The following is a 13,777-nucleotide window of genomic DNA, read 5'->3' on the forward strand; positions in this document are numbered from 1 at the left end:
TTCGACTTTATATAAAACAAAAGAAACCCTCATTGAGAGGGTTTCAAAGTTGCTTCTAAGTTAAAGATTTAGTCTTCACGGCGTTTTTTCTTAAAGCCTAGGAAGGCAAATAGTCCAAGTACCAATCCAACTAATCCAGCTAGTCCAGTTTCTTGACCTTGTTCAAGAAGACCTGTACTTGGTAGGGCAACAGATTTTTTATCAATTTTTGTTTCAAAACCTTTTTGTGTGTCTGTATCCGCAACACTAATCGCTGTTTGAATTTGGTCGGCAGAATTTGCACTATCGACTTTGCTTAAAGCTTCTTGTTCAGCTTTTTCAATAGCCGATAATTTCGCATCTTTTTCTGCTTGTGACAAGCTTGTATCAGCATTGACCTTGTTCCTCAAGTCATTAGCCAGGGCTTTAATCTTATCCTTTGCTTCTGCCTTTTGAACATCCAAGCTTTTACCTTCAGTATGTGCAAGCTTGAAGGAATCTAATGCCTTATTGATAACATCAAGACGAGCTTGATAGTTATTTAATCCAGCAATCTGATTTTTAACATCAGCTACTAGTTTATCAACCGCTTGTTTTTGTTTTGCTTTTTCATCAGCAGTCAATGTGTTATCGGCATCAATTTGAGCCTTCAATTTAGCAGCCTTGTCAGCAATTTGCTTGTTGAGGGTATCTGCTTGTTCAGTAGGTGTTGATGTAGGTGCAATATGCCCCTTATCGATTGCTTTAACAACTGTAGGTGCTTGTGGAATACCTTGTACAGTTGGTACGTCAACCCCATTATCAACAGCTTTTTGAGCATCTTGAAGGGCAGTATCAATGGCATCTTTTTGGGCTTGTTTTTCAGCATCTGACAGACCGTTATCAGCATCAATTGCTTTCTTGCTAGCATCAGCACTTGCTTCTAATTTATTGCGGGCATCAGTTTTAGCCTGATTTAGTTTATCAAAGGCTGGTACCACACCAGGTACAAAGTCAACAATACCTTGTGCTGTAGTCTGACCATCTAACTTCTGAAGAGCTTCCTTAGCCTGTCCATTTAAGATAGTAATTTGACGATCTTTAGCATCCTTATCCAATTTTGAATCAGCATTGACTGAATCGATGGCTTTTTGTAAGGCATCATTAATTTGAGAAGCAGCTGTTGCTTTCTGTTCAGTCAATGTTTTAACTGTTGAGAAGTCTGTATTAGTCTTAACTGTATTTTGGAAGTTACTTGTATCATCATTGGTAGATACTTGTCCAGCATCAGTTGCTGTATTATTCGCATTCTCTGCCTTATTGAAAGCGTCCGTCATTTGATTAATACGATCTTGCTTTTCAGCATCTGTCAATGCATTATTATTTGAGACAGCAGCTTTCGCATCATCAAAGGCCTTTTCTAGAGCATCTTGTGCTGCATCCTTGGCCTTATTCAAGTTTTCAAAAACTGGAAGTCCTTGGGTTTTTGCAACATCAACAGCTGTTGCATTCTTTTCTTGATCAATCCCTGCTGTCATTTTATCAGCTACAGCTTCTAAGGCTTGTTTTTGAGCTGTTTTTGCAGCGTCTGACAAATCAGTATCTTTATTAACCGCGTCTTGTGCCGCAGCAAGTGCTGTCATAATATCAGCTTTTGCTGCAGTTTTACGATCAGCTAAACTTTGAACTCCAGTATTGTTCTGAGCTGCCTGTAAAGCATCTTTAAAGGCCTGAGCGTTCTTAGCATCCGCTATAGTTGGTAAATCAGTTGCCTGATTGATAACACTACTTGTTTCATCCAATGCTTTTTGAACAGCATCCTTACGATTTTGTTTTTCAGTATCTGTCAATGAATCATTGGCATCAATAGAATTTTGGACATCAGCTGCTTGTTTTGCCAAATCAGCGTTTGCATCATTCTTAGCTCCAGTCAATTGATTTAGTGCAGTACTTGTAGCAGAAACAATGTTATTAACAGTATCAGCGTTTGGTGCTACCTGAATTGCTTGACTAGCTTGTGCCAATAATTTGTCAATTGCAGCTTGCTGAATAGTATTAGTTGTTTCTCCCTTAACTTTATCAGCCAGATTATTTAGTGAAGTAATTGCACTTTGTTCTTGATCTGATAAGCTCGGTACTGTTTCCAATTGTTTTTGGACATCATTAATTGATTGGTGGAAGTCATTTTGATTTGCAGGATCTTCAACCGCTACCTTATCCGTTTGGCTGCTTAATGACAATCTTGCCTTGTCTAGAGCATTTTGAATATCTTGATTAGCCTGCGCCTTTTGATCACTTGTCAATGCGTTATTTGCCTCAACTGCGTCACGTGCTTTTGAAGCATCAGCTGCTAATTGACCAAAAGCATTTAGTTTTTGACTTAGCAAATCATTTAATGCTTGCGCTTGGTCATTTGTAACCTTTTGAATGTCATCAGCGTTAGTCTGTGCTGCAATTTGATTTTGTGCATCGGCTGCTGCCTTATCAAGGGCTTGCTTTTGAGCATCTTTTTCAGCACTTGATAGAGACGCTTCATTATCAATGGCATCTTTTGCCTTAGCTGTAGCAGCATCAATCTGTGATTTAGCTGTACTTTGTTGGTCTGTGATTGATGGGACATCTGATGTAGATGTAGCCTTATTTAAGGCATCCTTCAAGTCACTTGCTTGAGCTACACTTGTAACTCCATCAGTACTTGTAGCTGAGTTGATTTTGTCACTTGCTTGATTAGACGCATTATTGACATCGTTAATACGGTCAGTCTTTTGTGAAGCTGACAACACTGGGCTAGCCTTGATGGCATCAATGGCATCTTGGGTTTCTTTTGCTAAAGCTTTGTGTGCATCTTGCTTAGCACTACCCAATCCATTCAATGTATTAACTGCACTAGTTTTAGCAGATGTCATTTGGTCAGCGTTGGCTGCCTTTTGGATATTATCTTTAGCTGTGGTAGCTACTGTATCAATAGCTTGTTTTTGAGCTGCCTTGTCAGAAGCTGATAAATCTGAATTTTGATCAACTGCATTCTTGGCTGCTTGTGCTGCTTGGTCAATATCACTAGAAGCTGATGTTTTTTGATTGTCCAATGTTGGAACATTAGATACATCTTGAGCTGTTTCTAGGGCCTTACTAAAGTCAGATGAGCCGCTTGTAGCTGCTTGAATGGCATCTGCACTTGTGGCTTGGTTAATCGAGGCTTGAGCTGTAGCTTTGGCTTGATCAAGAGACTGACTGCGGGCATCTTTCTCAGCTTGAGTCAAGTTATTATTGTTGTTAATAACATTGTGAGCTGCTTGAACCTTATCTGCTAAATCCTTATCGGCTGAAGTCTTGTCAAGGGAATTAATGGTGTTAACTCCAGTATTGACTGCAGTCTGAATGCCATCCGCTGTACTTGCCTGATTAATACCATCTAATGAGCTTTTAGCTTGGTTATCAATAACTTGTTTTTGAGCTACCTTATCAGAGTCTGATAGATTTGAATCCGCATCAATCTTAGCTTTAGCCGCAGTCACTGCATTTTCAATCTGTGATTTAGCTGCACTTTGTTGGTCTGTGATTGATGGGACATCTGATGTAGATGTAGCCTTATTTAAGGCATCCTTCAAGTCATTTGCTTGAGCTGCACTTGTAACTCCATCAGTACTTGTAGCTGAGTTAATGTTGTCACTTGCTTGATTAGACGCATTATTGACATCGTTAATACGGTCAGTCTTTTGTGAAGCTGACAACAATGGGCTAGCCTTGATGGCATCAATGGCATCTTGGGTTTCTTTTGCTAAAGCTTTGTATGCATCTTCTTTGGCACCGGTTAATGTGCTTAGTGTATTAACTGCGTTAGTTTTAGCAGATGTCATTTGGTCAGCGTTGGTTGCCTTTTGGATGTTTTCCTTGGCAGTGTCAGCTACTGTATCAATAGCTTGCTTTTGAGCTGCCTTGTCAGAAGCTGATAAATCTAAATTTTGATCAACTGCATTCTTGGCTGCTTGTGCTGCTTGGTCAATATCACTAGAAGCTGATGTTTTTTGATTATCCAATGTTGGCACATTAGATACATCTTGAGCTGTTTCTAAAGCCTTATTGAAGTCAGATGAGCCGCTTGTAGCTGCTTGAATTCCATCTGGTGTACTTGCTTGGTTAATCGAAGCTTGAGCTGTAGCTTTTGCTTGGTCGATTGCCTGATTACGACTATCTTTCTCAGCTTGAGTCAAGTTATTATTGTTGTTAATAGCATTCTTGGCTGCTTGAACCTTATCTGCTAGGCTCTTATCAGCTGAAGTCTTGTCAAGGGCATTGATGGTGTTAACTCCAGTATTGACTGCAGTCTGGATGCCATCTGCTGTACTTGCCTGATTAATACCATCCAAAGCAGTGTTAGCTTGGTTATCAATAACTTGTTTTTGAGCTGCCTTATCAGAGTCTGATAGGTTTGAATCCGCATCAATCTTAGCCTTAGCCGCAGTCACTGCATTTTCAAGCTGTGATTTAGCTGCACTTTGTTGGTCTGTGATTGATGGGACATCTGATGTAGATGTAGCCTTATTTAAGGCATCCTTCAAGTCACTTGCTTGAGCTGCACTTGTAACTCCATCAGTACTTGTAGCTGAGTTGATTTTGTCACTTGTTTTACTAGAAGCATTATTGACATCGTTAATACGGTCAGTCTTTTGTGAAGCTGACAATACTGGGCTAGCCTTGATGGCATCAATGGCATCTTGGGTTTCTTTTGCTAAAGCTTTGTGTGCATCTTCTTTGGCACCAGTTAATGTGCTTAGTGTATTAACTGCGTTAGTTTTAGCAGATGTCATTTGATCAGCATTAGCCGCATTTTGGATATTATCTTTAGCTGTGGTAGCTACTGTATCAATGGCTTGTTTTTGAGCTGTCTTGTCAGAAGCTGATAGATCTGAATTTTGATCAACTGCATTCTTGGCTGCTTGTGCTGCTTGGTCAATGTCACTAGAAGCTGATGTTTTTTGATTATCCAATGTTGGAACATTTGATACATCCTGAGCTGTTTCTAGGGCCTTACTAAAGTCAGATGAATTATTTGTTGCCGCATTAATAGCATCTGGTGTACTTGCTTGGTTAATCGAAGCTTGAGCTGTAGCTTTTGCTTGGTCGATTGCCTGATTACGACTATCTTTCTCAGCTTGAGTCAAGTTATTATTGTTATTAATAGCATTCTTGGCTGCTTGAACCTTATCTGCCAGGCTCTTATCAGCTGAGGTCTTGTCAAGACTGTTGACTGTATTAATTCCACCGCTAACAGCTGCTTGAATTCCATCCGCTGTACTTGCCTGATTAATACCATCCAAAGCAGTGTTAGCTTGGTTATCAATAACTTGTTTTTGAGCTGCCTTATCAGAATCTGATAGATTTGAATCCGCATCAATCTTAGCCTTAGCCGCAGTCACTGCATTTTCAAGCTGCGATTTAGCTGCACTTTGTTGGTCTGCAATTGATGGATTTGAGTTAGTGTACTGCAAGTCCGAAGTAAATTTTGCAGAAGCATCATCACTTGGCTTACCTGTGTCCGTATCTTTATCAATAGCTTCAACATAGCTAGCGTAAGCCTTTTTAAATGAATCAATGATTGGTGCCTTTTGACTGGTAGTCATGGTTGGGTCTTGGGTAACCTTATCGATAGCTGCTTGAGCTTGTTTGGCAGCAGTTACACGGCTATCTTCCTTGGCTTCAGTGATAGCCTGAAGCTTACCAGCAGCCTCTTCTTTTATGCTGTTGACAGTATCGGCATCAGCTGCACTAGCAATCTTTGTCTGATAGTCTTGAGCAATTTTATCCAGGGCAGCCTCTTGCAGCTTTTTAGCAGAAGCAGTTAGATGTCCATTTTGATCGATAGCATCATCAGCTGTCGTTGGAGCACTAGCGATGGTATTCTTCTCACTTGTGACTGCATCATTGATAGCTTGTTCAGCATCCTTTTTACGATCAGGAAGTTGCTTACCTGCAACATAGGAATTTGAAATTGTACTGCTTGCTTTTGTTACAGTATCTTCAATCTCTTGAGCTGTTCCATTACTGATATCAGTTTTAGCTTGTGTAAGAGCATTATCAATTTTTTGCTTTTGGCTTACTTTTTCAGTATCGGTCAGATTGGCATCATTATCAACTTTAACTTTCGCATCACTTGCTAGCTGCTCAAGACGTGCATTTGCATTTGCCCTGCGTTCACTGATTGTTTCAGAACCTGCTTGGTGGGCATTGTTGATTTGATTAATTAGTTCAGTATTATCAGCAATACTTTGGATTTCATCCGCTGATTTAGCAGTACTTAAGTTATTTGTTAGTGTAGCAATAGCATCATCAATCTTTTGCTTTTGAGCTGTTTTTTCAGCCGTAGTTAAAGCTGGGTCAGCATCGATAGCATTCTTCTTGGCATCAGTCTGCTGATTATTCTTGAAATCTGTGATAGCTTTTGCTTTCTGTGTAGCTAAATCAGCTCCAGGTGTAGTTCCTACAGTAATAGCATTAGTAATTGCTGCCTGCTTATCAGCAATGCTTTGTGCATCGGTAGCAGAATCATTATTTAGGTCAGCAAGAGCTTGATCAATGGCTTGTTTACGGCTTGCCTTTTCAGCTGATGTTAGGGTTGAATCACTGTCAATAGTGGTTTTGGCATTGGCTGCATCAGTTGTTGCCTGATTGATGGCATTAGCTTTTTGCTGCTCTAGTGGAACGCTAGACGGTACGTATACATTTTTGATGGTATCCCCTGCATTTGTGACATCATTTTGAATATCGTCTGCATTATCGTCACTTGAAATCTTCTCACTTGCCTGATTTACAGCCTTATCAACAGCCTGCTTTTGAGCTGTTTTTTCAGCTGTTGTTAAGGTTTTATCAGCATCAATTTGCTCCTTAACACTATTTGCTGTTTCAATTAAGCTTTGTTTAGCGTCACTTTGTTGTTCTGGGACAGTTCTAGCTGGTGTGGCTGCTGCTTGAATAGCTTGCTCAGCACTAGCCGCATCGTTATCAACGTCTGTTGCACTATAACGGGTATCCATTGTGCTTTCTGCGTTCTTTAAAGCGTCAGTAACTGCTTGTTTGGCTGCTGCCTTTTGGGCACTTGTAAAGGCCTTATTATTGTCAATAGATGATGAAGCCTTTGTGGCTGCATTAGTAATTGCTGCCTTTTGAGCTGTTTTGGCAGCTTTTGAGGCATTGGCTTGTTGAACAGCAGCATTCACTTCTTCAGTAATCTGGCTTGTTGTCCGAACTTGAACCTTTGGTGTAGCATAGTACTGGTCGGTTCCTGTAGCAGAATTGACATTTTTGTTAGACTGGTAGGAAACTAAGATGGTGTCTGCACCTGCTGGAGCATTCTTTAACATGTCATCAGTCAAGACGAAGGAGTTATCCTGGTCTTGAGTTTTTCTATTGGGTGCTGTTACGACAACGGCTTCGATATCGGCCTGTGTTTTCCCCCAAGGGACCTCATTACCATTACCAGTCCATGAGCTAACATTTGAAAATGGCGTTGTACCTACATAGAACTCGCGGATTCGGCGGTAGGGGCTAGTTGCCGTCTTGAAATCATAATTTGTTCCTGATCCCATGAAAAGTGAAACCGAGTTATTTGCCCCGTGGGCGATAATATGGACTTCGGTTTTTCCGGCGATATAAGCTTGAACCAACTTACCTGTTGATTGGTCAATACGAACATAAACATTCTTAACGTAGTAATCAATATTTTGCTTGGGATCTTTTGGATCTTTGGCAACACCATTAACACGCTCCAAGTCAACATACTTACCAACCAAAGCTTCCTCGGGGCTTGCAAATGTTGTTCCTGAAATGGTTCCATCACCTGAAATGGTCACAACCTGATTAGCTGTATCAGCACTAGCCTTGATACTTTGACCAAAATACAAAGGTGTGTGACCACTAGCCGCTTGAGCAGCGTCCATTAATACGAATGATGCAAGGCCGATAAAGACCCACTTCCTCCCATCTTTGTATATTTTGTAGTGTTCTTTTCTTGTGATTCTATTTATTTTCATTGATTTTTCTTTATTCCTCTTCATTAGTTTGGTCTTAACAGGGGCCAAATTTAGTGTTTTGGATGCTCTGCGTTAGGATTTTCTCTTCTAAGTTTTTATGGATTCAGGTAGCATTTAATCGAAGCTAACGATTACTGGCTTAATAATTAATAATAAAATATCCATTGACTCAACCTCAAATAATTTTGGGAAGTTGCAATCGTCAAATATAAGCTTGCAAAAGCTCCTGTAAAACTCCTATATCGCATAGAAAAGACGTCTATATCACTTACTTACATATGCTTTCCACCTTTCATTTAACACTTTAATCAAAAATAAATAATGACTAATTTTTTTAGTATATCATAGATTATTTAATATTTATTCATTTTCGGCTTGAAATTTACTAAACATTTAATAGGAGGAAATTGTTAAATATGCTCTTTTTAGACTTAACAAACTCGTGTTTCTATGAAAAAAATAAAAAAAAGATCATAAAATCCGATCTTTTAATTTTGTATAAATTTCCAGCTCTAAACTATAAAAACAAAAAAAAGAGAGCCAGGCTCTCTTTTATATTTTTATCTGCTTAAATCATAAGCCAAACAAGGTTTTTTTACAAGGCTTTATCTGCCTCAATGCCTTTATTTGATTAATTCGTAGATTGCTTCAGCGTAGATTGCTGCTGCACGCTCAATGTAGTCAACTGGCATGAATTCGTTGGCTTGGTGCATTGTATCAGTGTAGCCTGGGAATTGTGCTCCGAAGGCTACTCCGCGGTCCAGAAGACGACCGAATGTTCCACCACCGATGATTTGTTCATATCCTTTTTCACCAGTGTGTTTTTCGTAGACATCAAGAAGGGTCTTAACTAATGGATCATCCATTGGCACATAGTGAGGTGTGTGTCCGTGAGCTGATTTAGTTACGTTTGCAATTCCTTCAAGCTTCTCAAGCTGAGCCTTGATTGTGTCTTCATCAGTTCCTTTAGGGTAACGGAAGTTAAGGGCAATTGTGTTATCAGAAGCACCATCTTCAAACTTGAAGACACCAGCGTTCATTGATAGAGCACCCATCTTCTCATCAACATGGTTAACACCTAGTTTGTGACCAGCGTGGTCATCAAATAGGATTTCCCCAGCAGTAAGAAGGTAGGCTTTTGCTGCTCCGCCGAAGTCGTAGTTCATAAGGAAGTTTGCAAGATAGGTTGCACCATTGACACCCGTCTCAGGGCTTGCACCGTGGGCTGATTTACCGATAACAGTGATTTGGTATTCGTTGTCGCCAAGGTCAGTGATTTCACCACTTACACCCTTGTCTGCCTTGAAGGTGTCGAAATCTGAAGTCATCTTGTCGATTGATGTGTCACCAGAGAAGACTGCAGTTGCACTTTCTGGAACCATGTTTTCACGAAGTCCACCCTTGAATGAACGAAGTGTAAAGCTTCCACCTTGTGTTCCATTAAAATGAAGGTACTCAGTGATGTTACCTTTTTCTCCATTGATGATTGGGAACTCAGCGTCTGGTGAGAAACCAAAGTCAGGTTTTGGAAGGCCTACGTGTTTGAAGTAGTAGTCCATGTCTCCCCATCCTGATTCTTCGTCAGTTCCAATTACGAAACGAACTTTTTTAGAAACAGGAAGTCCAAGTTCCTTGATTGTTTTAAGGGCGTAGTAACATGCAACTGTTGGGCCCTTGTCGTCACTTGATCCACGGGCATAGATTTTTCCGTCGCGGATTTCTGGCTCATATGGGTTTGAGTCCCATCCAGATCCTGCAGGAACTACGTCCATGTGGGCGAAGATTCCAAGGACTTCGTCCCCTTCACCAAATTCAAAGTGACCTGCGTAGTTGTCAACGTTTTTTGTTGGGAATCCGTCGCGTTCAGCCAGTTCAAGCATTTTTTCAAGGGCTTCAACCGGTCCAGGACCAAATGGTGCCTCTTTAGTCACCTTTGAATCATCACGTTCAGAATTGATACGTAGAAGGGTAAATAGGTCTTCAAGCATGTCATCTTTACGTTTTGCAATTTCTTCATTAAAGTTGATTGTCATCTTTTTTCTCCTTTATATTGTCAATTTTTTTATTATTTAAAACATTCGATACTTCTTCAGCCACTTTCATGGGAATCCCTATCTCATGAATTTCATAAACACTAGCATTTTGGACATTTTTTAGACTCTTAAACTCCTTCAAAAGAAGACTCTTACGCTTGGGTCCAAGGCCTTGAATGCCGTCAAGCTTTGAAGCAAAACTATTTTTACTGCGAAGCTTACGGTGAAAGCTTATGGCAAAGCGGTGAACCTCATCTTGAATCCGCTGGAGGAGGAAGAATTCTTCGCTCTGACGACTTAAGGGGATAACCTCTAGCGGGTCACCAAAGAGGATGTCATGGGTCTGGTGGCGGTCATTTTTAGCAAGGCCTGCAATCGGAATGTCAAGACCTAGTTTGTCATAAAGAATACTTCTTGCCGCATTGACCTGACCTTCTCCCCCGTCCATTACGATAAGATCAGGCAAAGGCAGATTATCTCGAATTACCCGTGAATAACGCCTTTCAATAACCTCTCTCATGCTGGCATAGTCATCAGGCCCTATGACCGTCTTAATCTTATACTTGCGGTACTCCTTTTTGTTAGGCTTCCCGTTTTCAAAGACCACCATGGCAGAGACAGGACTTGTCCCCATAATATTTGAGTTGTCAAAGGCCTCAATCCTTACAGGAGTTGGAATTTCCAGGAGATTTCCTAGATTTTCAATGGCCCCTTGTGTTTTCTCGACATGCCTTTCTAAAAGATCAAACTTTTGCTTGAGACTGACCTCAGCATTTTTGATGGCCAGACTAACAAGCCGCTTCTTCTCCCCCCTTTGGGGCTTAACAACCGAAGTTTGAGTTAAAATTTTAACACTTTCCAGGTCAATATCATGCGGGATAAAAATTTCCTTGGGCACAAAATGTTCTTCCTCCTGGTAAAATTGACCGATATAGGTCAAAAAATCCTCATCTGGGTCATTGTAGTAGGGGAACATATTAACATTTCGCTCGATAAGCTTACCCTGTCTGATAAAGAAAACCTGGACGCACATCCAACCATTTAAAACAGCGTAGCCAAAAACATCTCGGTCCTTAAGATCATGGTTAATAACCCGCTGCTTGGTCCTCAAAATCCCAATTGATTTAATCAAGTCCCTATACTCAGCAGCCTTCTCAAATTCCATCTTACTGGCAAAAGTATTCATCTTATTTTGCAGGTCATCGACTATCTTATTGTCATCACCCTTTAAAAATTGGCTGATTTCCTCTGACATATCCTTATATACCTGAGGGTCAATATCAAAAACACAGGGTGCTAGACATTGATTTATATGATAGTAGAGACAAACTTTATTTGGTAGGGTGTTACACTTTCTTAGGGGGAAGATACGGTCTAAAAGTCCCTTGATTTCATTTGCTGCCTTAACATCTGGATAGGGGCCAAAATACTTGGCATTATCCTTTTTTACCTGCCTGGTAATTAAAAGCCTGGGATATTTTTCATTGGTTATCTTGATAAAGGGATAACTCTTGTCATCCTTAAGCATGATATTATACTTGGGCTTATTTTCCTGGATTAGGTTAATCTCAAGGAGCAGGGCTTCAATGTTACTTCCAGTTACGATAAACTCAAAGTCCTCAATCTCAGCAACCAAGCGTTCGGTCTTGGTGTCATGACTTCCCCTGAAGTAAGAACGAACACGATTTCTTAAATTTTTGGCCTTACCGACATAAATTATCTGCCCATTCTTGTCCTTATGGATGTAACACCCTGGACTACCGGGTAGTAAGTCGAGTTTTGCCCTTATAGTTGAATTCATAAAAGTCCACCTCTGAGGTTAAATAGCTTTAATTTATTTGACATTTCTACCAGCCTAGTTTGGCCATAACCCTAAGGCTATGTCGTCTATTTTACCACAAAAGACACGAGCATAACACAATAAAAGGGTTGAACTTAATCAACCCAATCTACCATCTACTTGACATGACTTCTTATGGCCTTAATGAGATGGTTTGCACCCCCTGCCACAAGATTTTCATAGTAATTAAAGAAACGCTCATCACTTTCATACATGTCTGCCATGGCCAAGTGGTAATTACTATCATATGCTGGATAAAAAAGATTCAGCCATTCCTTGTGGAGCCTGAAAACTTTCTCCTCTACTACCTCATTAGTCTCGTCTCCCTCGTTTTCCACAAGAAGTTTTAAATTTTTGACTAACTCTCCTTCAATGTCCCTTGCTTGAGCTAAATCTAGCGATTCTCTCAGGTAGGCATTTGCCCTGTCTATTGATTCATCCCCGTATTTAGCCCTAATTTCTTGACCATAACGGTCTTCGTTTTCTTTGATTAATTTATTTACTAGATTAAAATTTTCTTCATTCACTTCCCTATCTCCTATAATTTGTTCTTTCAAGCTTGCAATAACCTGATCTAAATTTTGCCTCTGCTTCAAAAGTTCCTCATACTGGTCCAAAAATATTTGCTTTCGCCCGTAGGCTTCTTTCCCGTCAATAAGCTCTTTTATTTGAGCCAGACTAAAGTGCATGGCCCGGTAAAGGGCTATTTGATAAATTCGGTCGAGGTCACTTTTATCATACTCCCTGTAGTCATTTTCTTCATTTCGCCTGGGATTTAAAAGGCCCAATTTTTCATAGTAACGCAGGCCACGCTCACTGACCTGGGTCATCTTAGAAACTTCTTTAATGTTCATAAAACTTGTCCCCTCCTTTCTATATGGCAAGTATAAACCCTAACCTAGTGTCAATGTCAACAAAAAAAGATTGAATTTAATCAATCTTTTTTTCAGCAAGTTTTTCTTGAAATTCATCAATCAAAAGACTTAAGTTTCTCCGTCCCTTAAAGATGCCATAACCAAAGAGGATCATGCCCTTCAAGCTACCTTTCTTAAAACAAACGATCTAAAACTTGAGCGATTCCGTCGTGATTATTGTCTGCTGTCACATGACCGATTTCTTCTTTAATCTTCTCAGGTGCATTACCCATAACAAAGCCCTGACCCACGACCTTAAGCATGTCAAGGTCATTATAATTATCTCCAAAGGCAATTGTATCCTTAAGATCAACATCCTTGTAGGCTGAATAGTATTCTACGGCTCCACCCTTAGAGGTTGCTCCACCCATGACCTCAATTAAATAAGGGGCTGATGGATAGATAAGAAGGTCAGGAAACTGATTTTTTAAGACAGGTAAGATGTGGTCCATGACCTTGGGTTCTCCCATCAAAAGTAGCTTATGGACAGAAGGAAGGTCTGAAACGTCTTGAATGTCCCCTTCTTTTGAGGTAAGTGAGACTGAGGCTTCTTCTTTTTTAATCCAGTAGTCTTCCTTATTTTGCACCAACCAGGTAGAGTAGCTGTAGGCATTCCAAACCACGCCCACTAAATTTCTTGCGACAAAGTCACAAATCCCTGCTGCTTCTTTAGCATCCATGGTCTTTGAAAAAACTATCTCCCCATTTTCATCCTGAATTAAGGCCCCGTTATAGGAAATGATAGGTGTTGTAACCCCGATTGATTCCATAATTGGTGCAATGGCCTCAGGCATTCTAGCAGACACTGGGATAAAGTCTGACCCTTCTAAAATCACCCTTTTAATAGCCTCAGCTGTTTTTTTACTAACCGTATTTTCCCCGTTAAGGAGGGTACCATCAAGGTCACTGAATATTAATTTCTTTTTCATTATCTGTCCTTTCAAAACTTTTCTTGCCTTAATTCTAGCACATAGTATAAACCGTTTACAAATATTTAATGAAATA

The 13,777-nt window shown here is 40.1% G+C and carries 5 protein-coding genes; all 5 read right to left on the reverse strand.

Annotated elements, in window-relative coordinates; translation table 11 throughout:
* Positions 1 to 68 precede the first annotated feature (68 nt).
* Entirely contained in the window at positions 69 to 7,985 is a 7,917-nt protein-coding gene (locus OZX68_04015; protein WEV60100.1) for a DUF1542 domain-containing protein, read from the reverse strand.
* Positions 7,986 to 8,608: 623 nt separating this feature from the next.
* Entirely contained in the window at positions 8,609 to 10,018 is a 1,410-nt protein-coding gene (pepV, locus tag OZX68_04020; protein ID WEV60101.1) for a dipeptidase PepV, read from the reverse strand.
* Positions 10,002 to 11,819, reverse strand: a complete 1,818-nt coding sequence (uvrC, locus tag OZX68_04025; protein ID WEV60102.1) for an excinuclease ABC subunit UvrC — start codon at positions 11,817 to 11,819, stop codon at positions 10,002 to 10,004. The genes pepV and uvrC overlap by 17 nt, the downstream gene beginning before the upstream one ends.
* Positions 11,820 to 11,974: 155 nt before the next feature.
* The gene (locus OZX68_04030; protein ID WEV60103.1) at positions 11,975 to 12,712 is read right to left on the reverse strand and encodes a MerR family transcriptional regulator; all 738 of its coding nucleotides are present in this window, start codon (positions 12,710 to 12,712) and stop codon (positions 11,975 to 11,977) included.
* Between the two features lie 194 nt (positions 12,713 to 12,906).
* On the reverse strand, positions 12,907 to 13,701 hold the full coding sequence (locus OZX68_04035; GenBank protein ID WEV60104.1) for a Cof-type HAD-IIB family hydrolase: 795 nt from the start codon (positions 13,699 to 13,701) through the stop codon (positions 12,907 to 12,909).
* Positions 13,702 to 13,777: the final 76 nt, after the last annotated feature.

The organism is Streptococcaceae bacterium ESL0729, assembly GCA_029391995.1.
In the GTDB taxonomy this organism is placed as follows: domain Bacteria; phylum Bacillota; class Bacilli; order Lactobacillales; family Streptococcaceae; genus Floricoccus.